Below are 26,359 nucleotides of genomic sequence, written 5' to 3' on the forward strand. Positions count from 1 at the left end.
AATTGCGGCAACTTCAAGGATAAACTGTGTGTCCTTATTAATCCCTTCTAATTCTCCGATGGTTTTTGCATACGTCCATACGCGGATAAGATGGTCGATATCATGAATGTTGCCATTGCCTCTTTAAGACTATGTCTACTCCTATTGTCGCTAATATATTTTTCTTAATAATATACGTGTTTTTGCTTAAAAATACCACTATATTGCTAGAAATTAAATTTTTCTACGAAATAGGTGCCTGTCACTGTGAACTCCAGGCTGTAAACATCAGCATGCCGGAAAACTCCTATGAGCAGAATCTCATGCTTAAGCTTCTTAACTATATAGAAAGCGAATACAAAAACGCTGCCCTTTCCGATTTTATCGAAAAGAACAGCTACTTTCACAGGATATTCCGTGAAAACTTCGGCATGTCACCTAGGGAATACAGGCTTAAATATTTGGCAAGCTCACAGTAAAACATGTTCTGTAGTTTTCCGAAACCACAGAGATCGAACCATGGTGGGAATCAGCAATAGCTTTTGCTATGGCAAGACCAAGTCCATAATGACCGTTCAGCTCCCGGGAACTGTCACTTCTGTAAAATCTCTCAAAAAGCCTGGCCAGCTCCTCTTTCGGGATATTTTCACCGGGGTTGGATATTCTGAATATGAGATTCTTTCCCTCTGATTTCAAGGATGTCTTGATTTTATCGTCACCATATGAACTGCTTGCATGGGATATGGCGTTGTCTGTCAATGTTGTAATAAGCTGACCCAGCTGAGCTTCATTTCCCTGTAAATGAATATCAGGCTCTATATCTGATTCCATTATGAAACCTTTTTCAAAAGCCAGCATTTCAAATGGCAGTATGCAGCCCTCGGCAAGTCTTGAAAAATCCACGTCCTGAAAGACCGGTTCCGTGTTTTCAGTCCTTGCAAGCTCTAGAAGCTGGGTCACCAGCTCCTTCATACGATCATTTTCATATATGATATTATCAAGCCATTTATCCTCCCCGAGGGAACGCTTCAAGATCTCAGCATTGGCATTAATGGCAGAAACCGGAGTCTTAAGCTCATGCCCCGCATCGGAAATGAACTGACGCTGTTTTGTATAGGCCTCTTCCATTGGTCTCATGATACGTTCCGCGAGATAGACAGAGACTATGAAAAAGATAGCTAAAGCAGCTCCTCCAAAGATCATAGTGTTTCTGAGAAGTGCCATCAGGCTGTCCATCATCACGGAACTGTCCATCATGGTGACATAGACTATATCCTGATCTCCATCCGTGAATTCCATGATCCTGAAAATGACCTGCTCCGTCACTCCTTCACTCTTTCCGCTCCGAACCAGCGTTCGTGCCAGAGACTTGAGGCTCTCGTCACTCATGATGGGTTTAACGTCATTCATGATATCAAGCATCTCTCCGGTTTTTAAAAACTTCACCACGTATAGGACCGCTGCATTTTTTAATCTGTCCCGATATGTTCCGTTCCTTCTGTCACCGGTGTCTTCTCCCGAACCGGGCATTTCCCGGTCACTTTCAGCTGCCCCGTCTGAATCCGGAACTCCCATAGGTCCCCTTCCGTTTTCTGCATCTATGGTAAAGCTTTTCAGTATTTCCTGATTATTTCCATAGACAGTACTTCCCGTAGATATGATAATGGTTATCAGTGTGATGCCGAGAACAAGCGCAAGGATTCCCATGATAGTAAGAACAATCTTGTTTTTCGTTTTTGCTATAAGTTTATTTTTTTCGCTTAGATTCATGATATTTCCTTCGAAATCAGCTTATATCCAAGTCCTCTCAACGCCTTTATCTCCATTTCCGATTTTATGAATTTAAGCTTCTTTCTTGTGAATGAAATGTAGACCTCAACGTTATTGTATTCGGCTTCGTTTTCGTAACCCCAGATTTTTAATGCCATGCTTTCCTTATTTATAACTGTTCCGGGATTCGCTAAAAACAGTTCCATGATATGAAGTTCCTTTTCGGCAAGCCTCACAGAATCTCCGGTGGAAACATTGCTGAGCATCATGGTTTCATGGTCAAGTTTCAGATCACCTGCTGATAGATTGCCGCTTTCATCCACTGCATCCATGTTCTTTCTGCGAAGCATCGCCCTGATCCTGGCCAGAAGCTCTCCGGCTTCAAATGGCTTTGTGAGATAGTCATCCGCGCCGCTGTCCAGACCTTCGATTTTATCATCAAGTCCCGCTTTGGCTGTAAGCATGAGAATGGGTGTTTTTATCCGTGACTTTCTCACTTGCTTTGCGATCTCATATCCGTTCATCCCAGGAAGCATCACATCAAGTATCAACAGATCATAGATCCCGCTGCAGGCCGCTTCACATCCCGTGTCACCCTCCATGCAGGCATCAACCTCGTATTTCTCCTGGCGAAGGATCTCACAAAGTGCCTCTGACATTCTCTTTTCATCCTCTACCAGAAGAATACGCATAATGTCTCCTTTCCTCATTCATCACTGATGAATCGATAAAACTTTACAAACCGGCAATAACCGGAAAATCAGCTTTGACTTCCCGGTTGTGAAGTTGAAATTTTGCCATGATTTCCGTCTTGGCAAAAGTCATCGCTTACCTGCTGCAGATCTCATTTATCCAGTCAATGAAGGTTCCTGTTGAAGTACCCTCATCATTACCATGTCTCATATCCCATACAAGACTGTAGTCAACTTCTGCTCCCTGCATCTCTGCCGCAAGAAGAATATTGTATCCTACTGAGAATGATGTGTGCTGATCTGCTGTTCCGCTTCTGTCTCTCCAGTACTCTGCCGGGTCAACCGCCTTAAGACCATTGTTTCCGAGAAGAATTTCCGTCGCATTCAGAAGATTTGTCTGTGTCTCCACAAGGGAAGCTTTCTCTCCTGTGAGCGCACCTTCTATATAATCATCCACCTGTTCCTGATCAAATCCATCAAGCTTTGACAGCTCATCGTAATTATTCTTAAGTATCTGTGCCACGCTTGCGGAGAAGTGAACCGTACCGTCAGTACTGTCTCCGAATGCATCACCCTCAGCAGAATTGTCCATGGTGTCAAATCCCGGTATCGCCTTGTTTCTGCTGTTCACGAGACCTGTACCTGTCATGAAACCGTCAAGATCAGTAACAGACCAGCTGCCGTCCTCGTTCTTCTGAAGCCATGCAGAATAGTCAGAGTAAGCAGTTTCAGGGTCAACATCTCCGTTACTTACTGAAGCATTGAGCGCATCGGATATATTCTTTAAGATCGCATCATAGTAGCTTCCCGAACGAAGTCCTGTAAGTGTCAGTGCATTGCCATCGGAATCATGAAGGTCAAGACTGTTTATATAATCAACAAATGCTTCTGCTTCAAGTTCCTGAAGACGCTTCTCAAAATCCGTGATGGAACCGTTATAAACTCCGCCTTCATCAGCGAGATTTACCCACCACCATGCATATGCTATGTCTGCGTTTTCTATATCGGCGATAGGGCAGTAGAGCTGTGCGGCATAGACATTGTCAGGATAAACACTTGTGAAGGTGCCGTCCTCGTTTTTGCTGACTCCGAGAACACCGGATTCATACATATATGCATAGTACTCTGACATATTGCCTGATGCGCCAAGCATAGAGCTCATCTGTCCGCCGCCGGAGGTTCCCACGGATATGATCTTCGACATATCTCCCGGTATCACATCTGTATTTGCACGAAGCTCAATGATTCCGGACTTCAGATCCACCATCTGGGTAGGGGATTTTCCGGTAATGTTTCCCTCTTCATCAACTGCATCCCTGCTCCTTCCGCCTGCGGAAACGTAGATCATGCCTTCCTCAAGGTATGAAGAATCGGCGGCTTTCGGTGAACTTGATTTCCATCCGCCCATCTCATTGAGATATACAACAGGTGCAGTATCGGCAGTGTAGTTTCCCACCTGAGCCTCATGATCGATGCCTGTGACATTACCCTCGGAATCAGTTACCATGTACTCTGCCGGGACATAAACAAGCATGGTCTGGTAATCAGTGTTGGTAATGTTTGCGTTGGTGTAAACACCCTGATAAACGGTGCCCTGATTCATGCCCATCATGCCTCCCGGCATACCGCCCATCATTCCGCCATGACCTTTCTCCGCAGCATTTTTCTCCGGGGGATTTTCTCCCTGAGCATTTCCGGAAGTGTTCATGTTCTTATCTCCGGATTTTGCATTTCCCTGCGGCATCTCTCCGGCAGGAGCATGACCTCCATCGCCGCTTCCGCCTGCAAGATCTATGGATTCCTGATTGTTCGCTCCGACATTTATGGCATGCTGCTCTGCCTCAACAGGCTCTCCGTTCTCATCAACAGCCGCAAGAATGTAGTATTTCCCATCCTCGCTCAGTATCCATTTATATACTCCTGCTTCGATTCCGGCAGAGTAGTCAAGATATATGGACGCGTCAATGTTTGCATTTGCAACTTCGGACACATATTTTGAAGCATCTTCATTTTCAGTTTTTGAAGAAGCCTCTGCTGCCTCTTTTTTCTCTGTGTTCTCCATCTCCGTACCTCCTGAAGTTTCCGTAACTTCTGTAACCGATCCGTCTGCTTCAGCCGCAGAATTTGAAGATGGCGCAGGAACATCTATAGAAGCTGTTCCACAGCCTGTCATGAACATAGTGGCTGTCAGTCCTATTGCAACGATTTTCTTTATTCTCATGATAACCTCATTTCCTTTAAAAGTGACATACTGTGCTTTGAGTGCCACGGGAAAACGTTAGGTGTTTCCCGAAAAGGCAGCCTCACAACCTGTCATATTTTTAATTTCGAAGAGATCATAAATCACGAAGCTTGAAGAAAGCTTGAAACTGAAAAAAACGCCACACTTATGGATATAAAATCCAATAGCGCGACGGTTTTTGCTGAATTCCGCTATGTGCTTTTCTTGTAGAATTTCACCACATCTCCGGATTCAATAAAAAGACTGTTGCTGTCCAGATGGTAGTATTCAAGTTCGTGCCAACCGCTGTATGTTCCGTCTTTCAGCTTCTTCAGTTTCACTACATTGTATGCATCTTTTGCAGTAAGGCTTCCATCCTGATTAAGTGCTACATCTACCGATCCGGTTTCCTTTTCAACAGTCGCTTCCATACCAACACGTTTTGTATATGAATACTGATATGTTCCTTCCAGCGGAGATATGATGATACCTGTTTTTGCCGGCTGCCCGTCCCATGCTCCGTCATCGCCAACATAGTATCCGTCCGGAGTCCATGAGTTCGTAAGCATGGCTCCGGTCGCACCCAGATAGTAATTTCCCACCCATTTATCGGTTACCGCTACCCCGTCATCACCAAGATAGTACCAGTCATCTTTGACCATGACCCATCTTCCTGCAAAAACGGTCATAACCGTAAAAACAGAGATTACTGTCATCAATGCCAAAACAACCGAACATCTCATTGCTTTACTTTTCATGCCAAACCTCCTTACACGCCTGTCTTTGTCTCCCATCATTTATTATCCGCCTGCTCCGGGCATAAAAATAGTCTGCCCCAATGGAACACCAAATCGCACTATCCTTTCATCAATTCCATAAGAATGCTCACAGCGTTCCAGATTCTCGGTCAATGCTGCACCGGAAGAAGCTGTCAGGAGACCGATGATAAACACTGACGATGCCTTCCGAATCAGTTTTATAACAGAAACTCTTTTTCTGACTGGAACTATGAGCGTATAGATAAACATTGGCATAATAAACAACATGATGATCCTTGCGCTTTTCTCAATTCCTTCATTGACTCCGTAATAGCTCATAACAAGTGCAGGAATAATGAAGACCAGAATTCCTACGAACCTCCATTTCGGACAAATATCAGAATAAGCAAGAACAGCGCTCCTTCCCTAAAGAATCTCTAAAAAAATTTCGGCAAAACTCCCTACATGTATAAGAGAGGGACATCTCCCTCCTGGCTTTTACTATCTCAAGATAAACGCCACATAATGACAGCTATGATCGATGTATCTTTTTCAAAAACAAAATCAGATCATTACGAATATATAAATGCGAATTAATATAATAAACTAAACTGCCGATAAAAAAGATAACGCATTATAGCGGGTGCTTTCTTTTGCAATAGTACTTTTTATAGAAAGGAGATCTGTCAAATATGGATATCAATGACTTTGATCTAAGTAAATTAAGTCCTGAGCTCAAAGAAAAACTATCAAAGTGCAGGAGCAAAGAGGAGGTCTTAGATCTTATAAAGACCTCCGGTATAGAACTGACCGATGAGCAGTTGGATCTGTTGTCAGGCGGCAAAGAGAAAGAATATGGAGATTTTCAGTGTGATGCGTTCAGCGACCCTAACCCATCACCGGGCACTTGCGGTTAAACAACTCTGTTCATGCGCAATGGTACTATTATAGAAAGGAGAAATGTCAAATATGGATATCAATGGCTTTGATTTAAATAAATTAAGTCCTGAGCTTAAAGAAAAACTATCAAAGTGCAGGAGCAAGGAGGAGGTCATAGATCTTATAAAGACCTCCGGTATAGAACTGACCGATGAGCAGTTGGATCTGTTGTCAGGCGGCAAAGAAAAAGAATATGGTAGCTATCAGTGTGATGTGTTCGGCTGCACAGACGTTTATGAATCTACGATAGGTTGCGGTTAAGTGAAGCTGTTCCTGCGGTAAAATTCCAGTACTAAGATTTATTTCGATTAAACAAAGCATTTATGCAAAGAGATGAATTAATTAATATTTTCAGACTTCTTATCTCCATTGTTTCCGGTGAAGGGCGTGGAGAGGCTCTTTTTGGTTCAGAAATTTCCGTGGTGGAGGCTGCCTTTGACCGTGCATTAAGCGGCTGGACCTTTCCTATGGTATATCTGGAATTCCCCCTTATGGGCAAACCCTGCTGTGATCTGGGGGCAGGCTATGGTGAGGAGCTTTTCAGATACGGAACCCTTCCGGATGCTCAGGCTTTCGGTTATAGAAAAGCCCTTGATTACTTCGCCACAATTTCAGGGAAGAAAGCGGCTTTTGGATACTCAATGGATCTGAGCCGAGGAGATACTGAACGGGCAGGTCTCTATCTTCAACATTGCGGGAATTATGATCTCATAGGGCCATTTCTCAGCGCCTGCGGCGAAGAAGCGAGGATCCCGCATTATATGACTGTCAGTGAACGTTTGGGAAAGTCCTGGCAGAGTGATTACATTGCTTTTTTTCCCGGGCGCCCTGGAACACCGACCCGTCTCGGTGGCTATGCATTTGGAAGTGATGATTTAAGAGATCTCTTTAATCTGGCAGGTTTTACAGCATGGGAGACTGACATGATCGAACTATGCCGGGAACTAAGTACGTTGTGCAAGCCGGCGGACTATCAGTTCGACATACTTTCAGACGGCACACTATCAGATGATTTCGGAATTGCTTTCTCTTTCGGCTCGCAATCACGCCCGAAGATCGTAGCGGAGTCTCTCAGGTCGGGCCCAGGGGCGAAGCTTATGAAAAAACTTCAGGAAATCCGGCTTATAGATGATCGCTGGAAGATGCTCCCAGATACGGTGTTTGCCCGTGCGTTGCCATTTAAAGCTGATGATGGAAGCGAGAAGCTTATAGCTTTGGCCGTATTGTTGAATATGGTAAAAATAAAATTCAAGGCAGGAATTCCACGAAGTGTAAAATTTTATATCGCTCTCGAGGCTTCTGAGCTTTAGGCTCTACAACTTAGTGAACCTTATCATGAAGAATGGACTGGCGGTTGCGATTAAGTTGATCTGTTCATGCTCTGAATTGAACACATTTCTGACTGAATGTTGCGGAAAGGATGGCTATGGAAAACACAAATTCCCAAAGGACTGCAGGAGAAGCCGGCTGGCGTCTCTCTCGCTATAATCTGAGCATGCCGGCTCCGGAAGGTGATGGTTATCTGATAGCAAATCTCTTAAGCGGCAGCTGTAGGATCTATAACCTTGCGGAGTGTTATCTGCTTTCGACATTTGCAAGCCTGGATGAACACCATCCAATTATTGCAGATTTTGCGAAGGCAGGCCTGATAGTAAATTTTGATGAACTTGCCGCAATTGAAGCCAGAAGTCGTGCGATCACCGGATTTTCGAACAGCCTGAGTTTAACTATTTGTCCGACCATGGGCTGTAATTTTGACTGTCCCTATTGTTTTGAAAATCATGGTCATGGGAAAATGAGCAGGAAGACTCAGGATGAGATCGTCGATCTGGCTCGTCGTATGCTTGAGCAAAGCCGTGCAGAACGTTTTTTTGTTTCATGGTTCGGCGGAGAGCCTCTTCTGGTTCCGGAGATAATTGAGAGTCTGTCTGAACGATTTATGTCTTTGGCTGAAGAACTTAAAGTGGAGTATACAGCAAGGATATTAACAAATGGTTATTTTCTGTCTAAAGCTAATATAGCCATGTTAAACCGTGTAAAAGTAAACCGTGCTTCCATAACCTTGGACGGGATAGGCTCCGTACACGATAGAACCAGGCACCTGGTGAATGGTGAAGGAACTTTCGGTGTCATCACTGAAAATCTTCGTAATCCTATGCCTTTTTCTGTCTCCATAAGGCACAATGTCAGCGCTGAAAATGCAGAGGATTACGAAAGATTCAGGTTGTTTTTGGAAGAGCTTTCTGCTGAGACAGGCAATCGCCTGATATTTACACCTGCACTTGTAAAGGATAATCCTGCATCAAAGAAGAGAGGGGCATGTTTTCGTCCACTCCTTGACGAGAGGGCTGCACATATAGAAGCTCTCAAGTATTCGGCAAGAATGACCAGTTTTATCTACTGCGGAGCACCGAATATCTGGGATCTCGGCATCGATGATAAAGGCAGGCTATATAAATGCTGGGAGGTGATGACTATGCCGGAGTTCAGTTTTGGTACGGTTAGCCGCTGGGATCCTGCAAATCCCATTTATACCGCTGACAGACCTGATCTTTTCACCAGTTTTATAAATGCTTCACTTCCGCTGGAAAACGATGAGTGCCGTGCCTGTATATGGCTGCCTCATTGTCTCGGAGGCTGTCCCTATGAGCGTCTTTATTCTCACGTCAGATGTCCCTTATACAAAGATGATCCTGAAAGATTTCTCCGTACATTTTGGAACAGATGGCACATTAAGACATCAGATAAAACAGCAAAATAGAAATAAACAGCCGGTATTATGAGCACATTTAATTTCTATCAGAAAAAAGGGTCCAAATATCTCACAAATCGTCGAGATATTTGGACCTTTTCCTGTTTTTCTTTTATTCGTCTTCGGTCATTCCTATGAGGTCGAACTTCTCCTTGGAGATAACTACCTCAAAGTCATCTTTCTTTGGTACAGGGAACTTAACCCAGATGGTACGGTCTGACATATTATAGTACCAGCCGGACTCTGCGGCGTCATAGGCATCCCTGATGATGAAACGTGGAATCTGCTCTCCGTCGAGAGTAGCCCAGTATGCGCCCTTTTCCTTGCTGACAAGCTTTATCATCATGGTTTCAAGAGTTGAAGGATACTCTCCCTCTTTCCTGAAGCGGATCTTCGTTCTGTCTCCTGCCTTCACTGTGATTTCGGTCTTTGCAAAGATTCCCTTTTCGAAATCCTCCGTATGTCCGTCATCATCGTAAAGTGTGAATGCGGCATCAGCCTCTCCGCCAACAAATACGTCGAGGTGCTTCATGGTATCTCTCAGGATATGTTTAACATCCTCAGTTGTTGTGAAGATTCCGTTTCCTCTCAGGAACATCGGAATGGATGATGCATCAACAGGAATTTCTATTTCCTGTCCGCCCTCATAAGCCTTGAGTTTGTCGTTCATGTCATACCATGTAGAGCCCTTTGGAAGGTAGAGTTTTCTGGTTACAGCGCCCTTTTCGAGAACATTGGCAACAAGGATACTGCTGCCGTACATAAAGCTCAGGCTCTCGTCAGTGTAGCAGCGCTTATCCTCAGGGAACTCAAGGAACAGCGGTCTCATGACAGGCATTCCTGTCTCATGGGCCTCAGCCATAAGTGAGTAGAGATACGGGAACATCCTGTAACGAAGATGGTAAGCCTCTCTCACATAAGGAATGTTTTCCTCATACATCCATGGCTGGGTTACAGTGTTGTCATTGTTTGCAGAGTTGATGGTAAATCTCGGCTGGAAGATTCCGTTCTGAATCCAGCGAAGAAGCAGCTCACTTTCAGGAGCCGGACCTGCGAAACCTCCGATGTCGCAGCCCATGTTAGCACAGCCGGAAAGTCCCATGCCCATGATTGTGGCAACATTGAACTTGAGAGTGCGCCAGTCTGTCAGATTGTCTCCGCCCCAGACCTGAGCATAACGCTGTATGCCGGCATATCCCGCACGGTTTATGATATACGGTCTCTCACCTGGATAAACGTCCTTAATAGCCTGCTTTCCAAGGAAAGCCATAAGATTCGAATGAAGGATCTTCAGCTCTGCCATGGTGCCACCGAGGCCCTCTCTGTCGCAGTAAGCATCTCTGTCTTCGACACCATCCATCTCACAGTTGTCATTCCAGACCGTCTTGGTGCCTTTTTTAAGAATGTTTTCTTCCAGCAGCTTCTTCCATGCATTACGTCCCTGAACACTTGTAAAGTCGATGAAACGGCCTTCACCACCCCACCAGCGTCCGTAATAATCAGCCTTTCCGTCGGGAGTCTTGATGAAAGCATTCTCCTTCTCGAAGTACTCGATGTAAGGATGATGCTTAAGTATTCCCGGCTTCAGGTTAGGGATGACATTGATCCCGCGACGGTTCATCTCTTCGAAGAACTTCTCCGGCTGAGGAAATCTTCTCCTGTTCCAGTTGAAAACATATCTCAGATTGTCCTCTTCGCCGCTTGAATAACCGCTGGCTAGCCAGAAGTTGTCGATAGGGATATCTTCCTTCTCATGCTTGTCGATGACCTTGTATATCTCCTGATCACAGTCCTTCTCCAGCTCCGCATAATACATGGTGGAAGCGCAATAACCAAGTGACTGCTTGGTCGGCATCGCCATACGTCCCGTGAGTCTGGTGTAGAGATCCAGTACCTTCCCCATATCAGGACCGTTCATTAGAAAGAGGTCAATGTCTCCGCCGTCAGTCTGGTAATAGCTGTAACGGTCCCAATAACCTGAGATCTCCTCTCCCATATCGAAGAGACAATCATAGGAATTGTGATAGAAAAGACCGAGAGCATGAAGATCGTTCTCGTTCACTCTGATGTAGAACGGGATGTGCTTGTACATGGGATCGCCCTTCTCCGGGTCATGACCGATAGCATCCTTCGGTGACATTCTGAGACGTCTTCCCTTCTTGTCGAGATAGCCTGTCTTCTCACCGAAGCCGTAGAAGTGATCCTTATCTCTGTCCATCTTGTTGTAGTGATAAAGTCTTCCAAGCTGATCCTTCTCAAAGGCTCTCTCCGCAAGATCTGAGTAGATCAGCTTTCCATCTCTTGTGTAGAGACGGAAAGAGAAGGGCTTCTTAAGGAGATGAAGCTCAAGAGTCTCTGTTTTGAAAACAAGCTCCTTTTCCTTTTCCTCACAGGGAACATCAAGAGCCGTTATTCTCTTTCTTTCCCCGGATAGGAGCTCATCCATGGCATCCTCCCAGGCAGTTGTTACAAGAGTATAGGATCTCTCAGGGAACTTACGGTCAAAAGAAACTCTGATTCTGATGAGATCCGAAGTCATAAAAACAAGCATCACATCCGCCGCATCACCGTGGATGATGTAGCCGTTTTCTGTTTTCTCTATTGATTCAAATTGTCTTAACAGCATTATGTTTCTCTCCAGTTTCTTTACATACCTATAAGGTCAAAATCCTCAAATGACACCTTAAGTGTGTAATCCTCGCTCGGATTCTCATACTTCACTTCCACACTTCTCTTGGTCTGGCTGTAGTACCAGCCCTCTGTAGCCTTGTCGAACTGATGACGGTTCAGGAAATGCCTGAGCTTTCTTCCGGAAAGACTTACCCAGTATGGGCTTCTCTCCTTCTTAACCATTTCAACCTTCACAGTCCTGATGCTGTCCTCATAGTCACCCTCCCGTGAGAAGCTTAGATCCACAACACTCTTTCCCTTCATAGATATCTTTGTTGTGAGGTACTTTCCCTTCTCATAGTCATTGGAAACACCGTCATCCTCGTACATGCTGTACTCTCTGTCTTCTCCCGGAACTACGGTGAGAAGAATATCTGTAACCTTATCCTTCTCCATGCTCATAAGCTGATTCTCAGCCTTCGGCACGATGGCACCCTCTCTCAGGAACATAGGAATGGATGACATATCGACAGGTATCTCTATGGTCTGTCCGCCTTCATAGCAGCGGAAGTTGTCGTTCCAGTCGTACCACCGGTTTCCGGCAGGAAGATAGACACGGCGTGTGGCAGCGCCCTTTTCCAAAACATTGGCAACCAGGATATCCCTTCCGAAAAGGAAATCAAAGCTATTCTCATATACCTCAGGATCGTTCTGGTATTCATAAACCAGAGCTCTCATCACAGGTGCACCTGTCAATGTCGCTTCCTTCTCAAGTGAGTAAAGGTACGGCGCAAAACGGTAGCGGAGGAGAATTGCATCTCTCACGAGGTCCGTTGAATTGTGGAACATCCATGGCTCAGTCACGGTGTTGTCATTGGAAGCAGAATGAATGGAGAATCTTGCCTGGAAGATACCCTGCTGCACCCAGCGGACGAAAAGCTCTTCCTCAGGAGCAGGACCTGCAAAACCTCCGATATCAGCGCCCTCGTTTGGCTGACCGCTTAACCCCATACCTGTGATAATGGGGATGTTGTACTTCAGTGTCTGCCAGCTTGTGTAGTTATCACCGCACCATGTCTGGGCATAATGCTGAATTCCGGCACTTCCCGAACGGCATACTGAATACGGACGTGCTGATGGATCATTCTCCCTTACAGCATCGTTTGAAAGCTTGCACATAAGAGTGCTCATGATAGGCTTTAGCTGTCCGATGGTACCGCCCTTTCCGTCGAAATCAACGATATCATCCTTGTCCATGAGGCTGTCGTACTCGCAGTTGTCGTTCCAAATGGAATCTGTACCCACCTCGATGAGCGCCTCCTTCATGTATTTCTTCCAGAGCTCCCTTGCCTCCGGCTTAGTGTAATCCCAGAAGGCACCTTCGCCTCCCCACCACATGCCGATGGCGGTCTTTTTCGGGTCCTTTGAATCCTTAACGAAAACATCTCCCTTTTCGAACTCCTCGAAATAAGGATGCATGAGGAGTATGCCCGGCTTTATGTTCGGAACATTCTGAGCTCCCTTCTCATTCATTGCGTGGAAGTAGGCCTTTGGATCCTTGAATCTCTCCTTGTTCCATGTGAAGACACAACGCTTGTTCTGATAGCTTGTGTAGCCTGATGAAAGATGGAATCCGTCTATAGGGAATCCCTCCTCATGAACTGTATCGATGAAATCGAGAACAGCATCATCACTATCCTTCTCGAGTTCAGGATAATACATGGAAGAACCCTGATAGCCCATTGCACGCTTAGGAAGAAGTGCCGGACGACCTGTAAGCTCTGTATACTGATCAACCACCTTTTTGATGGTGCCACCGGCAAGAAGGAACATGTCTATATCTCCGCCGTCTGCCTGCCAGTAGGCATATCTAGGCCAGTAATTGGACTTCTCACAGCCCATGTTGAACACAGACTCATAGAAGTTATGGAAGAAAACTCCCACTGCCTGCTTTGAGTCTCTGTCGAGACGGATGAAGAAAGGAATGTGCTTGTAAAGGGTATCCATCTTCTCGGCATCATATCCCATGGCATCCGTAGCACGCTGGCGAAGGAAGGTCTTGTTTTTATTGATTCCTCCCACCTTCTCACCGAATCCATAGAAGCAGTCATCCTCCTTCATACGGAAATATGAAGTGATTCGGCGGTTTGAATCAAGTGTGAAGGGGCAGAGCTTTTCTGTACTGTACAGAACCACGCCCTCAGAATCCTTAAGCTCTATAGTAATAGGGGATTTTCCTATGCGTAAGCTAAGCTTTCCTGTTTCAAAAAGGAGTTCACTCTCACTCTCCGTAAATTCCGGCTCCACCGGCTCCACTCTCTTTCTTTCACCTTCAAATAAAGGATCCAGACGATCCTCCCATGCTGTCTTCATCAGCACATAGGATTCTTCAGGAAACTCATGGGAGAAGGAAGCTCTTAAACGGATCAGGTCATCACTAAGGAAGTACAGCTTGATGTCAGCATTATCCGTATGGATCAGATAAGCACCATTGATTTTTTCTATATTTTTGACTTTTGAACAGATTTCCATAACTATCCTCTCAATTTTGGGTATAAAAATACAGCCTGCACTTCTTTGGTCTATCGACATCGTAAATGCAGGCTGTGTTCATAATATGATTTATCTTGCCATTTAAATCTACTGCCCGGAACCTGCCCGCGCCAAAGTACAGTTACCGGCAAAATATGAACTCACAGCTTGATAATGCTTCTTACCACCAGAAGCTCGGTACAAGTCCGCAGAGATACGGGATAAGCAATGTGAATATCGGCATAAATGTTACGAGAAGCAGCGCTAAAACCATGGCTGCGAACATCTTTACGATATACTTCGTTACACCTTCTATACCTACCTTGGCGATTCCGCAGCCAACGAAGAGGCAGGAACCTACAGGAGGAGTTACTGAACCTATACCCATGTTCATGATGAGCATGACACCGAAATGTACATCACTCATTCCAACGCTTCTTGCTATAGGAAGGAAGATCGGTGTGAAGATCAGAACCGCAGGAGTGAGATCCAGAAACATTCCCATGATAAGGAGGAAGAGGTTCATGATGAACAGGATCACATAGCGGTTATTGGAAATGCTCATGAGTCCGGCACTTATGGCTGCAGGAATTCCTGTATAGGACATAACGTAGGACATGATGGAGCTGGAAGCGATCAGGAAAAGAATGGTGGATGAGCTTACCATGGTGTCTGCAAGGAGCTCATAAAATTCCCTGGCATGAAGCTCTTTATAAACTATTCCCAGGGCTCCACAGTAGAGGCAAAGTACGACCCCGGCCTCTGTCGCTGTGAAGAATCCAGCAAGGATACCGCCCATAACTATGATTACCGCAAGAAGTGAAGGGATGGCATCAAAGGCAACCTTCCATGGAGACTCTGTCTCTACGATGGTGGAAGACTTGTATCCCATTTTCTTTGCCATGATGATGGCGATACCTGCTACGAAAACACCAAGCATGATACCCGGAATGTAACCGCCCATGAAAAGAGCTGCTACTGAAACTCCTCCGGCTGTGATTGAATAAAGGATCAGCGGTCCGGATGGCGGAATCAGGATTCCTGTAGGAGCTGAACAGATATTAACTGCTGCAGAGTAGTTAGGATCATATCCTTCATCCTTCTCAAGTGGTCCCATGATGGAGCCCATAGCTGAAGCTGCTGCAACGGAAGATCCTGAAACTGCTCCGAAGAACATGTTTGCAAGTACGTTTGTTGCTGCAAGATATCCCGGAACCTTTCCAACGAAAAGACGTGCAAATCGAACGAGACGCTTTGCGATACCGCCCTTGTTCATGATATTTCCGCCCAGTGAGAAGAAAGGAAGTGCCAGAAGTGAGAACGAATCAACACCTGAGAAACAACGCTGAGCTGCTGTCAGACTGAAGATGGAGAAATCCATTCCGCTTGCAAGAGCTGTTATGATAGAAGCTATGCCGATGCCGGCAGAGATAGGAACACCTCCGAGAAGCATCACGAAGAAAGAACCAAACAGAAGAACTGTTGCCTGTATAACGCCCATTATTCCTGTCCCCCATTCTTTTTATTCTTCTTCATAAACATCTGTGCATATTTAAGAACTCTTGCGATTATGATAAATACCCCTGATAATGGCAAAATCGCATATAGAGTCTTAAATGGGATACGCATAACCGATGAATAGTTGGTAGCATTACCCTGAAGCTTTGCGCCACCCATAACGAAAACATATACTACGAAGAAAATGATAGCTGCCTCGATGAAGATATTGAGAGCGAGCTTAAAAGCACCCTTCGACTTTTTAGTCACCAGATCCAGTGCCAGATGCTGGTCTTTATAAAAGCAGTAAGCTGAACCGATAAATGAAGCCCAAATGAGAAGATATCTCAAAAGCTCATCTGTAAAGGTAGATGGATCTTTCAGAACCCATCTAGTGAATATCTGCCATGTTCCGAAGGCAAGCAGCCCGAACATGGCTGCTGCCATCAGAAAACGCATGACAAGTGTCAGATACTTATCTATTTTTTCCAAAACGATCCATCCTTCCAATCAATTACTTCTGAGCAGCCTGAATCTTCTCGCAAAGAGCGTATGTATCAGGCTCATCCTTCTGAAGCTTCTCATAGATAGGCTTTACTGCCTCCTGGAATGCAGGGATGTCAACATCCTCAACGAATGTAACGCCCTTGCCCTTAACATCATTGATAACCTGATCCTCAAACTCCTTCCATGCCTGCTTGTAGTTTGATGACATCTCAGCTGCAGTCTCGTTGATGATCTGCTTCTGGTTGTCGCTCATCTCATCCCAAACCTTCTGAGAGATAACAACGATATCAGGAATCATGGTGTGAATATCATAGCTGTAAACCTTTGCAACGTCAGCGTGATCACGAAGAGCAGTAACATTGTTCTCAGCACCATCGATAACGCCCTGCTGGATAGCTGTGTAAATGTCTCCGTATCCCATAGCTGTTGCTGAACCGCCAAGTGCGTTCATCATATCGATAGCCATCTGTGAATCCATGGTACGGATCTTAAGTCCCTTAAGATCTTCAGGCTTTCTGATCTCTCTGTCCTTTGTGTAGAAAGAACGTGCACCGGAATCGAGCCATGTGAAACCGCGGAATCCCTGATCAGCTGTTGCATCATATACTTCCTTCATAAGGTCCTGATTCTCAAGTACCTTGAAGTATGACTCCTTGTCATTGAAAAGATATGGAACTGAAAATGCTGTATAAGCCTTTGAGAAGTTTCCGAGTGTAGCTGCTGAAACCTTAGCCATATCGAGCGCGCCGCCCTGGATCTGTGAGATCATATCTGTCTCTGAACCGAGAACACCGTTAGGAACTACCTCGATGTTGATGGTTCCGTTTGACTTCTCCTTAACTGTCTCAGCCCAACCCTTAAGTGCTATATTTACTGCATGATCCTCAGCCATGTTGTGACCGAGCTTCATGTTGAATGTCTTCTCTCCTGAAGCCTCACCACCTGCTGCAGCCTGTGTTGCTGTTGTCTGTGATGCATTTGATCCTCCGCATCCTGTAAGTGCCATGCTTACTGTCATAAGGATCGCTCCTGCCAATGCAACAATTCTGTTCTTTTTCATCGTACCCTCCATTTTTTTCAGCCGGCTTTTCGCATAACGCTCTGCCGACATAACATTCCGGGGCTTTGATCCCCGTAACCTCTTATGAATTTTATTTTTTCCCGTCACGGATCATATCGATCAGATCCCGTAGATTCATGCTGAGCATGTTTCTGCTTTGTTTCCATTCTTTGCCAGTTTTTTCAGAAAGAAAATCCACGAATCTCTGCTGCTTATCCTGAGCCCAGACACCTCTCGGTATCATGACTGCATTCTGACGGCTTTCGAAAAGATAGAAACATCTTTTATCAACAAGCATACGGTCTATCTTATCATATGGAAGTGATCTTCCTGTCTGATCGATAAGAACCGATTCACCTGTGAACTGATATCGTACCCTGCTCGTCTGTCCCCTCCTTGCCTGAATGAGCTGTTCAGCTCTCATCCTGCTTGGGAAATCGGTGCTGACCATAAACCAGCAGCCTATGAGCATAAGTGCGCCTCTCAGTGTAGTGAGCTTCACAAAGAAAAGTGCTGTAATAAGAAGAAGCAATCCAAGCCCTGCCCTGAAAAGGATCTTCAGACGTTCATAACTGTAATACTCAGCCTGAAACATCCATCTGATAGCATCATCGTTGAACACGGTCTCTGCTTCAAAATATACAGCGGATTTTTTCATCCTCTTCTCTCCCTTCGTGAATATGCTGTGCTTTTTGACATTTCCAAACTTTTCATTTGTTGATGTTTGCCACAATTCTAGCATTTATCAGAATAATCCGTATATTTCTATGTGACCTGTATATTGCAAAATGTGATATAGACTGTTATTATTTTCACCAGAATTGCAAAGAGTGAAATCATTCCCCGACGCTCACATATGAATATGTTTTTTACTATCAGGATCCATCTTTTCATGAAGGTCCATAGCTATTACAGACCACTCACAGGGAGGCTGACATGCCATTACATCACAGAGTAAATCATATTACTGATTCGCATCTGACACAGAGAGAAGCCACGCAAAAGCTGCCTCTTCCCATCATCATAACCTGGTACACTAACCGTACAAATGTACAGTCTGTGGTTCACTCCCATCCATATTACGAACTGATACTTCCGCTTTACGGAGGAGTTATGTATTCCGTCAACGGAAGCCTTATCCATCTGAACGAGGGCGAGCTCATAATCCTTCCTGCGGATATATACCACTATGGAAAATATGATATTTCAACAGATGTATCCGACCGACTTCTCGCACAGATCGATCAGACTTTCTGGGACAATGTTTCCGGCGAACAGCCTTTTCATGAACTTTGTAAGCTTCAGACTCCTATTGTCTTCAATTCCTCCGACGTGGCTGCGTGGGAGATCCGTTCGTTTTTTGAGCAGATGGATCTGAACAGAAATATCAAAGATCCAGCTAGTCAGCTCATGCTGTGCACCAATATGCTCCGCACGCTTTTCATATATATGACTGAAAGCCTCCACAACCAGAGTTCGACCGAGCTTGCCAGAAATCAACTTGTTGAAAAGGCGGTATCCTATATACAGGAGCATTTTACCGATCCGGAACTTACAGTTTATGACATCGCAGAGTACACCTTTTCCAGCAGAGAACATCTTTCCAGACTGTTCAAACGCTACACCATGGAAAGCATACATTCCTACATCACAGAGTTACGTATGCAGCATTTCCATAAGCTTCTACGTGAGGGTAAAAGCATCATGGATTCCTGCAACTACAGCGGTTTCTCAGACTACTCGAGCTTTACAAGAAGCTTTAAAAAGATTCATAACATGAGTCCGACTCAGTATCTGAAATCCCTCGAGAATCTGGATTCACGAAGCTTTGACCCATAAAACAGTCTCTTGAATTTGCAAAGGAATGGCAGTGATCAAAATACGATGTTTCTAAAGTCGCGCTTTGACCATCTGCCTTAATTTGTTTAGTAAAAATAAAAAAGTGCGGGAATCAGAGGTAATGAGATAACTTCAACTTACTCTCTGAAAACCGCACTTTTAGTTTAGTTCTTTTTTGACATATTACGCTGCTGAACTGGCTTTCTCAGCTGTCTCTGCCTTTGTCGCAAGAAGCTTTTTTATACAGGTTACAGCTACAAGTACACCAAGCACGATGAGGAACGCAGCTACTATAAGCTGTAATCCGTTTACGAGGAATGTTCCTGTTCCGGAAGAAAGAGCCTTCACATTTCCGATGATGTTCAGAATGATGGCTGAGAATGTTACTGTAAGCATTATCACCATAGGAACATAAAGCATCTTTCCATTACGTCCTGTAGCCTTCAGGAATACCGCAACACCGATGAGCACGAGAGCCGCAAGCATCTGGTTGGCTGATCCGAAAAGTGCCCAGACATTGGCATAACCACCGAGACAAAGGAGATATCCGAAGAAGAGAGTGATGGTGGTCGCGAAATACTGGTTGAGGCAAAGCTTCTGCCATGCAGGGATCTTTGCCTTGTCTGTTTCGTCGCTCGCAAAAAGCTCCTGGAATGACATCCTTCCGATTCTTGCTACTGAATCAAGTGATGTAAGAGCAAGGGCTGATACACACATGGTCATAAAAACATTGGCAACGCTGTTAGGCACTCCAAAGGTAGAAAGGAATCCAGCAACACCCTGTGAGAAGATCTGGAATGGTGTGAGGTCTGCAGGAACTGCACCGTTTACTGCAACTGCGCCGCAAACGAGAAGTGAGCATACACCGAGAAGTGTCTCAACTACCATTGCACCATATCCTACAAAGAGCATGTCCTTTTCATTCTTAACAGTCTTTGAAGATGTTCCTGAGGATACCAGACTATGGAAACCTGAAACTGCACCACAGGCGATGGTAACGAACAGTGTCGGGAAAATGTAGCTCTGAGAACCGTTTGCTGCAGTGAGTACGAATCCGTTGAAGGCATTAAGCTTCATCTCAGGATGCGCTACCACAAGTCCGAGAACCGCTCCGACGATCATTCCGAGAAGCATGAATGTTGTGAGGTAATCTCTAGGCTGCATGAGAAGCCACATAGGCATAACTGATGCGGCAAAAAGATATGCCATGATCACATAATTCCACTGTGGAGCTGTAAGATACATCGGCATAGCCATTCCCACTGCGAACATGACTACGAGAAGACCGATCGCAACTGCAACTCTTACACCTTCCTTCATGTTCTTGAATCGCTTCTCAACAAGACCGAATGCCATGGCAACGAAGATAAACAGCATCGAAATGGTAGCAGCGGCAGCTCCGTTAAAATTCCGGGCTGTAGTTCCGTCTGCAGCCTTTGTGAAGCCGTTGAATGTGCTGGATACCATGGATGTGAATGCTGCGATTACCAGCAAAGTGAAAAGCCAGCAGAACAGTGAGAAGAATCTTCTTCCTGCCTTTCCGATGTACTTTTCGATGACCATACCGATAGACTTTCCGTCATTCTTTACGGATGCGTACATAGCACTGAAATCCTGAACCGCACCGAAGAACACTCCACCGAACAAAAGCCAAAGAAGACATGGCACCCATCCGAAGGCTGCTGCAAGTATAGGTCCCTGAACAGGTCCTGCTCCCGCAATCGATGAGAACTGATGAGCAAATACTGTAAGCTTTGAAGACGGTACATAATCTTTTCCATCTTCATACTTTACAGCCGGAGTGATCGCTTTTTCATCGATACCCCAAGTCTTTGCCAGATATCTTCCGTAAAGGAGATATCCTCCCAGTAATGCTATTCCGGCAATGAGTAAGATAACTAAGCTATTCATCTTTTTAGTCCCTCCCTATAAAGACGCTTTGATATTACCTATAGATTAACTCAAATGCCCTAAGCTATAAAATGCAGTTATGTTATTTGAGATATTATTTTACATCATAATGATGTGAGTTATTTTACGGAGGCAGGGTTTCCACTTTCAATAGTTGAGTGATTTTACGGTTATTTTCACTTTTCCGTACAATCGCTCAACATTGACGTAAATCGACTCAACATTTTTATTTCACGTAAGAACCCGCGCCTTCTTCCGGTGGCTCTGAGGTCCCATTGATTTAATCTGTGTTTCCTTAGTTATTCCGGTTCAACAATCCGTTTCAAAAAAATTTCCCTGAAATTTATATATTTCAGTCTCATTACAGCTTCATGTCATATATTAAACGCGTTGATGCAAGAGCTTTTCACTAATAGCGAAAACTCAATTGCATGCACTGCATCATAATACAACATAGTACTTTACACTCATAACCTTTTTGACAAATTTAAAAAATGAGAGGTGAATCAAAATGAAGAAATCATCTGGAAATTCAATGAAAAAAACAGCGGCTGTCATCGGTATCTGCACACTTTTGGGTGTAGCTTCCATCGGAGCTATATCATCTTTTGCAGACAACACTTCTACCACAGAATCCGGTCAGCCGCCTATGAATAACGGAATGTACATGGGTAAGATAACAGCTATCGGAAGCGGATCTGTAACTATCGAGACTATGGGTGGCGGAAGGCATATGGGAAAAGGCGGAGAAGGCATGAAGCCTGCTGATGGAACTCTCCCTACAAATGCTTCAGGTGAGCTGGAAACTCCTCCTGCTCTTCCTGCCAATGCTTCCGGAGAAACAGAAACTCCTCCTACTCCACCTACAAACGCCTCAGGCGAGCTTGAGACTCCTCCTGCAGATGGTGCAAACGGCGGACAGATGGGCGGTACAACAACTATGACCTTCACTGTAGACAGTACTCTGATAAGCAGTTTTTCAGTAGGTGATATGATCGAGATCACTTCTTATGACGGAGCAACAGCCACAGCTGTCACAGCTGCCCAAAAACCGGCAGATATGACCACAAGCGCATCAGCTTCATAATTATATAGTCTCAATTATAAAAAGAACCACAGGTTATATAAAAGCGGTAGAAGTGATGACACTCTACCGCTTTTTATGATTGATCATCCTTTTTATTTATAGGATACAAAAAAATCCGCAAAGCCTTTCAAACGGGGAGGAGAAAAAGCTTTACGGATTTAGTGTACCGTGCACTGCCATTGGATTGGTCACAGCGCGTTTGCAAAAACTATATCTTGTATCCATGTTTGCATTATAGCACAATACATAGCATATATCACTACAATTTAAGCGATTTTATATTCTTTTTATAGATCGTTTATATTTGAATTTTTATCTGTATACACACACGTTTTTTCACGTTTTTCAGCACTTTGTTTTATAAATATCACAAACTTCCTTAGTAATAAATTCATCAAAATTTTATGCCATCTTTCTTATATTTTCACTTAATTTTTCGTCTCAAAATGGTCTCATTTCCTTTACAGGATCCCCCCATTCCATGTTATAATTAGCTCAGATATAAACTCTGATTCGTGATTTTTATTTTTCATGTTTTAAAAATATAAAAGTTCGAGCGGGAGATCATCATTCCATTCGAACTTTTGGAAAGGAGCGGTATGGCTGTTAACCCCATCGGAGCTGTCGGTTCGGAATCATCTGACAGTAATCCATATGAAAGATTTTTTAAAGCCTATTACGGTGGTGCCCAGGGTTATCTGAATCACAAACAGTTTCAGAACGGATACGGGCAAAATAACCAGAATTCCATAGGAAGAGATTCCGATGCTGTAAAGACCGGTCGGGTAAGCTCTCCTTCCGAATGCAAAACCTGTAAACAACGTAAATATCAGGACGGATCCAACGAAATGGATGTTTCGTTCAAATCACCTTCCCATATTTCTGTCAGCGAAGCTCCTTCAAAGGTCAGAGCACACGAACAGGAGCATGTAAACAACGCTTACCAGAAGGCTGAAGAGCGTGGCGGTAAGGTCTTACAGGCCTCTGTAAGCATGAAGACCGCTGTATGTCCTGAATGCGGAACCACCTATGTTGCAGGAGGCGAGACTTCTACCAAGATAGTTTATCCGGCTGAGAAGACTACATCTCAGAGCCTTGCAGAAGATACCGGTCTCGGAAAGGTTTTTGATTCAACTGCATAGCAGTTTCATTTTATCAACACTTTTTATATTCATACCTGTGAATTATTTAGTAACTGCATCTGATACAAAGCAGATGCCTCTTCATTTGATAAATTGCCTAAAGACTCATCCTGTGTTATACAGGATGAGTCTTTTATTTGTAATTTTTTTGTACGGCGAAAAGTTGAGTGATTTTACGGAATGTGCAATTCAAAGTTGAGTAATTTTACGAAATCTACGCTTTATAAAAGGTGAGTGATTTTACGGATACCGCCTGAACACGCAGCTATTTTTACCAAAATTTCAATTTTCGGTCTCAAATTTCACGCTAATTTACGCATCATTTCTCAATACGCCGTAAATCCACTCAACTTTACCGCATTTCTACTCAACTTTAAAATGCAAATATTTGTTCTATCGTAAAATCACTCAACTCTTACATAGATACAACGTATTTTTACTACATTTTCAAATAGCACTATCTTCAGAAATTTCCCATAAAAAAACCTGTCAACGGCTTTGACCATCAACAGGTTTTCTAAATCCCGATATAATTTCAATGATAAATATCTGTACTTTCTGTGGGTACCGGAAAATCATGGCAGCCCCCTTCAGAATCTCTCATCCTTACGATCCTATAGGGATCATTGTGGTGTTCTGGCTGATACACTGTAAACCTTGACCTTTTTAAACATTCTGCTGTTAAAAAAGATCCTGTCTCCTGAATGAGAGTATATAGGATGCGGATGAGCATCCTGCCCGAGCCAGTCGGAATCATGCTTGCAGAGCGGTACCCAGTTGAGTTTACCACCATCCCAGTCTGGTTCCACCTTGGTGATATATGCTCCGTCCTTCCTATGAGGATCCGGACCGTTGTCAGTAGAATTCTCTCTTTCGATGATCTTTTCTCCGGGCATACGATAGTAGCCGTCGCAGGTAAGATTTCCATGATGATCCATCAGGAAATGACCGTAAGCATTGTACTCATCAGGAAGTGCGATCTCCCAGAACTTTCTTTCCGGCAGCCCATCCTCATCAGTCCTGGTAAAATCAATGTCGCATCTTCCCACCATTGCAGGGCCATGATCGTATCCACCATGATAGATTATGGTCCTTCCATCGTCTGTCCACATCTCATGGCACACCCAATCCTCACGCTTTCTGGCGTATCCTCTGCTGTTACCGCCTTTATTCTCCCCTTCTAAGCGTACATGGTAGAGCAGATCCTTCTTTCTGTCATAGATATTCACACGCCTGATACCGCAGTCAAATGCCGGCCACTCGTGATTGAACATTATCACATCTGGATCCTGTGGATTGAACTGAACATGGGTGATCCAGCAAAGAGGCACCATCTTCTCAAATATCAATTCTCCTGTTTCTGTATCATACACACATAGATAAGAGTTCAGCTTTTCATCCTGCACTCGCTGATCGATATTGTATTTCGGTCGCTTGTCAAGTCCATAACCCTCGGTATCAGGATCAAAGTCAAGGATCCTTCCGTCTGTCATAGGCACACATAGTCTCTTGCCGTCCAGACTCACATGGGTAAATGCTGTCATCCTGCCATCGGGAACTCTGTTCAGCTCCTTGATATTTCCCTCTTTATCAGTACGGCAGATGCGGTCATCCTGAATGTAATATATACGCTCATTCACGTAATCCAGTGAGACGCTGGCTTTACCCAAACCCTGATTTTCTGTGCCATCAAAGTAAACATAGCTCTTTAATATGCCTTTTTTATTGTCGGTAAGCTTTCTGTCTGTTCCTCTGAACATATCATGCATCCAGACATTGGGATGACCATCTCTGTCTGAGATAAGATAGATTCGTTCGTCATCCCTGCTTAGTGAGGAACAGGTAAAGTACAAAAGCTGGGTGTCGAATTCATCCCCATTTTGATCTCCGCTCACCAAAACTCTTCCGTTCAATGTTTTTTCATTCCCCATCTTTATCCCCTAAATTGTGTTTTATCACAGTATCATCCTCTGCTGAAATATGTTCCTGTCATCCTCATAGAACATGATGTTGCTTCTGAATACCACCTGACTGCCTACAGTAACCAGATCCTGTGGCTTCACGTCCTTCAGCAGGTACTCTATGAGCACATGACAGCCTGTATATGACTGTGCATACGGATTTTTCTGTATAAGATTCTGAAATGTACTATGCTTCAGCGCTTCGATGTTTTCAGGAAAAAGGTCGCTTCCCACAGCAACTATCTTTCCTGCTCTTCCAGTTTCCACCAGCGCTCTTCCAAGCATCATACTGGTTCTGGAGGAAACACAGCATACCGCCGCCACATCCGGCTGACTCACCATTTCTTTTATATTTTCATAGTTTTCTTCATTTATCCAATGATTGTACAGCTTGTATACCTTGTTGGTACACTTATTCTCTTCCATGTACTGGTCAAAACCTATCTCTATCCCATGGTGAGAATATATATCCTGTTTGCCTGCGCAAAAGAGAATGCCTCCATAGGACATGATCCTCTCGGTGATTATCTCCGCAAGCGTACGGCCGATAACATTGTAATTTGCCTGAACACAGGAGAGACGACCGCTTCCCGGTACATCACTGTCTACTGTCACAAGCTTAAGACCTGCATCTGTGTATCGTTTCAGCTCCGCCGCATCGAATGGAGAAGTATTGCCATCCAGAACCATCCCATCGATCTCTCCATTCTCAAGCTTCTCACGAAGTTCCCGCAGATTCATCTGATCCTCTACGTCTTCCCCCTCAGGAGATCGGAATGCCACATAAGGACATTCCAAAAGTCTGATGTTCATATCCTTTCCGTATTCTGTCCAGGCATCTCTCATGCCCTTCCAGATAGGCGGATAGTAATATCTGTTATCACCGTTGGTGTTCGGAAAGCAGCCTACGATCAGCATGGTCTTTCTGTTCAGGGATGCTGCCGCATAATTTGGATGATAATCAAGCTCCCTTGCGGTCTGCAGGATCTTTTCTCTCGTCTCTTCACTGATGCCTGATTTTCCATTGAGAGCCAGATGCACTGTTCCCAGCGAAAAACCTGTTTTCGCGCAAATGTCTTTGATCGTAGTCTTTTTAGTCAAA

22 protein-coding genes are annotated in these 26,359 nt (G+C 44.4%); 8 read left to right on the forward strand and 14 right to left on the reverse strand.

Annotation, left to right across the window (positions count from 1 at the left end):
- Nucleotides 1-203: 203 nt before the first annotated feature.
- Complete coding sequence (locus BXO88_RS16355; RefSeq protein WP_139355595.1) at nt 204-458, forward strand: hypothetical protein; 255 nt, start codon at nt 204-206, stop codon at nt 456-458.
- On the opposite strand, the gene BXO88_RS13275 is transcribed toward BXO88_RS16355, so the two are convergent.
- The 5 genes from BXO88_RS13275 to BXO88_RS13295 all read right to left on the reverse strand — a co-directional run bounded on the left by BXO88_RS13275 (nt 433) and on the right by BXO88_RS13295 (nt 5,759).
- Entirely contained in the window at nt 433-1,749 is a 1,317-nt protein-coding gene (locus BXO88_RS13275) for a sensor histidine kinase (RefSeq protein WP_078038212.1), read from the reverse strand. The two genes, BXO88_RS16355 and BXO88_RS13275, sit on opposite strands and share 26 nt — an antisense overlap.
- Entirely contained in the window at nt 1,746-2,441 is a 696-nt protein-coding gene (locus BXO88_RS13280) for a response regulator transcription factor (RefSeq protein ID WP_078038213.1), read from the reverse strand. Before BXO88_RS13280 ends, BXO88_RS13275 begins: the two co-directional genes overlap by 4 nt.
- Nucleotides 2,442-2,577: 136 nt before the next feature.
- Nucleotides 2,578-4,662, reverse strand: a complete 2,085-nt coding sequence (locus BXO88_RS13285; RefSeq protein ID WP_078038214.1) for a hypothetical protein — start codon at nt 4,660-4,662, stop codon at nt 2,578-2,580.
- Between the two features lie 212 nt (nt 4,663-4,874).
- Nucleotides 4,875-5,420: a hypothetical protein gene (locus BXO88_RS13290; protein ID WP_078038215.1), complete on the reverse strand. Its 546-nt coding sequence runs from the start codon at nt 5,418-5,420 to the stop codon at nt 4,875-4,877.
- A gap of 42 nt (nt 5,421-5,462) precedes the next feature.
- Complete coding sequence (locus BXO88_RS13295) at nt 5,463-5,759, reverse strand: cation:dicarboxylate symporter family transporter (protein WP_078038216.1); 297 nt, start codon at nt 5,757-5,759, stop codon at nt 5,463-5,465.
- Nucleotides 5,760-6,112: 353 nt separating this feature from the next.
- Between BXO88_RS13295 and BXO88_RS13300 the strand changes: the two genes are divergently transcribed.
- The 4 genes from BXO88_RS13300 (at nt 6,113) to BXO88_RS13315 (ending at nt 9,120) form a co-directional block, all read left to right on the forward strand.
- A complete protein-coding gene (locus tag BXO88_RS13300; protein WP_078038217.1) occupies nt 6,113-6,337 on the forward strand; it encodes a Nif11-like leader peptide family natural product precursor in 225 nt (74 codons plus the stop codon).
- A 52-nt stretch (nt 6,338-6,389) separates the two neighbouring features.
- A complete protein-coding gene (locus tag BXO88_RS13305; protein ID WP_078038218.1) occupies nt 6,390-6,620 on the forward strand; it encodes a Nif11-like leader peptide family natural product precursor in 231 nt (76 codons plus the stop codon).
- A gap of 62 nt (nt 6,621-6,682) precedes the next feature.
- A complete protein-coding gene (locus tag BXO88_RS13310; protein WP_078038219.1) occupies nt 6,683-7,669 on the forward strand; it encodes a hypothetical protein in 987 nt (328 codons plus the stop codon).
- A gap of 116 nt (nt 7,670-7,785) precedes the next feature.
- Nucleotides 7,786-9,120, forward strand: coding sequence for a radical SAM/SPASM domain-containing protein (locus tag BXO88_RS13315; RefSeq protein WP_168171713.1), 1,335 nt, complete (start codon nt 7,786-7,788; stop codon nt 9,118-9,120).
- Nucleotides 9,121-9,223: 103 nt separating this feature from the next.
- On the opposite strand, the gene BXO88_RS13320 is transcribed toward BXO88_RS13315, so the two are convergent.
- From BXO88_RS13320 to BXO88_RS13345, 6 genes are all read right to left on the reverse strand, one after another.
- A complete protein-coding gene (locus BXO88_RS13320; protein WP_078038221.1) occupies nt 9,224-11,737 on the reverse strand; it encodes a glycoside hydrolase family 31 protein in 2,514 nt (837 codons plus the stop codon).
- A 20-nt stretch (nt 11,738-11,757) separates the two neighbouring features.
- Nucleotides 11,758-14,253: a TIM-barrel domain-containing protein gene (locus BXO88_RS13325; protein ID WP_078038222.1), complete on the reverse strand. Its 2,496-nt coding sequence runs from the start codon at nt 14,251-14,253 to the stop codon at nt 11,758-11,760.
- Nucleotides 14,254-14,434: 181 nt separating this feature from the next.
- Nucleotides 14,435-15,754 carry a TRAP transporter large permease gene (locus BXO88_RS13330; RefSeq protein ID WP_078038223.1) on the reverse strand — a complete coding sequence of 440 codons (1,320 nt, stop codon included), beginning with the start codon at nt 15,752-15,754 and terminating at the stop codon, nt 14,435-14,437.
- Nucleotides 15,754-16,242: a TRAP transporter small permease gene (locus BXO88_RS13335; RefSeq protein ID WP_078038224.1), complete on the reverse strand. Its 489-nt coding sequence runs from the start codon at nt 16,240-16,242 to the stop codon at nt 15,754-15,756. The genes BXO88_RS13330 and BXO88_RS13335 overlap by 1 nt, the downstream gene beginning before the upstream one ends.
- Before the next feature lie 22 nt (nt 16,243-16,264).
- Complete coding sequence (locus tag BXO88_RS13340) at nt 16,265-17,317, reverse strand: TRAP transporter substrate-binding protein (RefSeq protein WP_078038225.1); 1,053 nt, start codon at nt 17,315-17,317, stop codon at nt 16,265-16,267.
- Nucleotides 17,318-17,408: 91 nt separating this feature from the next.
- Complete coding sequence (locus BXO88_RS13345; RefSeq protein ID WP_078038226.1) at nt 17,409-17,975, reverse strand: YcxB family protein; 567 nt, start codon at nt 17,973-17,975, stop codon at nt 17,409-17,411.
- 278 nt (nt 17,976-18,253) lie between these two features.
- Here BXO88_RS13345 and BXO88_RS13350 point away from each other — a divergent pair, with 278 nt between their 5' ends.
- Nucleotides 18,254-19,156: a helix-turn-helix transcriptional regulator gene (locus BXO88_RS13350; protein WP_078038227.1), complete on the forward strand. Its 903-nt coding sequence runs from the start codon at nt 18,254-18,256 to the stop codon at nt 19,154-19,156.
- Nucleotides 19,157-19,339: 183 nt separating this feature from the next.
- Here the strand turns inward: BXO88_RS13350 and BXO88_RS13355 are convergent, their stop codons facing one another.
- Nucleotides 19,340-21,067, reverse strand: a complete 1,728-nt coding sequence (locus BXO88_RS13355; RefSeq protein WP_078038228.1) for a carbon starvation CstA family protein — start codon at nt 21,065-21,067, stop codon at nt 19,340-19,342.
- A 511-nt stretch (nt 21,068-21,578) separates the two neighbouring features.
- Here BXO88_RS13355 and BXO88_RS13360 point away from each other — a divergent pair.
- Complete coding sequence (locus tag BXO88_RS13360; RefSeq protein WP_078038229.1) at nt 21,579-22,154, forward strand: hypothetical protein; 576 nt, start codon at nt 21,579-21,581, stop codon at nt 22,152-22,154.
- Between the two features lie 599 nt (nt 22,155-22,753).
- Nucleotides 22,754-23,296, forward strand: a complete 543-nt coding sequence (locus BXO88_RS16735) for a hypothetical protein (protein ID WP_078038230.1) — start codon at nt 22,754-22,756, stop codon at nt 23,294-23,296.
- 623 nt (nt 23,297-23,919) lie between these two features.
- Here BXO88_RS16735 and BXO88_RS13370 read toward each other — a convergent pair.
- Complete coding sequence (locus tag BXO88_RS13370) at nt 23,920-25,227, reverse strand: hypothetical protein (protein WP_078038231.1); 1,308 nt, start codon at nt 25,225-25,227, stop codon at nt 23,920-23,922.
- Between the two features lie 24 nt (nt 25,228-25,251).
- Entirely contained in the window at nt 25,252-26,358 is a 1,107-nt protein-coding gene (locus tag BXO88_RS13375; protein ID WP_078038232.1) for a LacI family DNA-binding transcriptional regulator, read from the reverse strand.
- Nucleotide 26,359: the final 1 nt, after the last annotated feature.

The organism is Oribacterium sp. C9 (genome assembly GCF_002007235.1).
Lineage (GTDB): Bacteria > Bacillota > Clostridia > Lachnospirales > Lachnospiraceae > Oribacterium.

Excerpts from the sequence above, each read along its gene's own strand:
- BXO88_RS13320 (WP_078038221.1), bottom strand. The coding sequence starts at position 11,737 with ATGCTGTTAAGACAATTTGAATCAATAGAGAAAACAGAAAACGGCTAC.
- BXO88_RS13300 (WP_078038217.1), top strand. The coding sequence starts at position 6,113 with ATGGATATCAATGACTTTGATCTAAGTAAATTAAGTCCTGAGCTCAAA.
- BXO88_RS13370 (WP_078038231.1), bottom strand. The coding sequence starts at position 25,227 with ATGGGGAATGAAAAAACATTGAACGGAAGAGTTTTGGTGAGCGGAGAT.
- BXO88_RS13355 (WP_078038228.1), bottom strand. The coding sequence starts at position 21,067 with ATGAATAGCTTAGTTATCTTACTCATTGCCGGAATAGCATTACTGGGA.
- BXO88_RS13295 (WP_078038216.1), bottom strand. The coding sequence starts at position 5,759 with ATGAGCTATTACGGAGTCAATGAAGGAATTGAGAAAAGCGCAAGGATC.
- BXO88_RS13305 (WP_078038218.1), top strand. The coding sequence starts at position 6,390 with ATGGATATCAATGGCTTTGATTTAAATAAATTAAGTCCTGAGCTTAAA.
- BXO88_RS16735 (WP_078038230.1), top strand. The coding sequence starts at position 22,754 with ATGGCTGTTAACCCCATCGGAGCTGTCGGTTCGGAATCATCTGACAGT.
- BXO88_RS13290 (WP_078038215.1), bottom strand. The coding sequence starts at position 5,420 with ATGAAAAGTAAAGCAATGAGATGTTCGGTTGTTTTGGCATTGATGACA.
- BXO88_RS13275 (WP_078038212.1), bottom strand. The coding sequence starts at position 1,749 with ATGAATCTAAGCGAAAAAAATAAACTTATAGCAAAAACGAAAAACAAG.
- BXO88_RS13315 (WP_168171713.1), top strand. The coding sequence starts at position 7,786 with ATGGAAAACACAAATTCCCAAAGGACTGCAGGAGAAGCCGGCTGGCGT.
- BXO88_RS13330 (WP_078038223.1), bottom strand. The coding sequence starts at position 15,754 with ATGGGCGTTATACAGGCAACAGTTCTTCTGTTTGGTTCTTTCTTCGTG.
- BXO88_RS13340 (WP_078038225.1), bottom strand. The coding sequence starts at position 17,317 with ATGAAAAAGAACAGAATTGTTGCATTGGCAGGAGCGATCCTTATGACA.
- BXO88_RS13325 (WP_078038222.1), bottom strand. The coding sequence starts at position 14,253 with ATGGAAATCTGTTCAAAAGTCAAAAATATAGAAAAAATCAATGGTGCT.
- BXO88_RS13280 (WP_078038213.1), bottom strand. The coding sequence starts at position 2,441 with ATGCGTATTCTTCTGGTAGAGGATGAAAAGAGAATGTCAGAGGCACTT.
- BXO88_RS13350 (WP_078038227.1), top strand. The coding sequence starts at position 18,254 with ATGCCATTACATCACAGAGTAAATCATATTACTGATTCGCATCTGACA.
- BXO88_RS13345 (WP_078038226.1), bottom strand. The coding sequence starts at position 17,975 with ATGAAAAAATCCGCTGTATATTTTGAAGCAGAGACCGTGTTCAACGAT.
- BXO88_RS13285 (WP_078038214.1), bottom strand. The coding sequence starts at position 4,662 with ATGAGAATAAAGAAAATCGTTGCAATAGGACTGACAGCCACTATGTTC.
- BXO88_RS13360 (WP_078038229.1), top strand. The coding sequence starts at position 21,579 with ATGAAGAAATCATCTGGAAATTCAATGAAAAAAACAGCGGCTGTCATC.
- BXO88_RS13310 (WP_078038219.1), top strand. The coding sequence starts at position 6,683 with ATGCAAAGAGATGAATTAATTAATATTTTCAGACTTCTTATCTCCATT.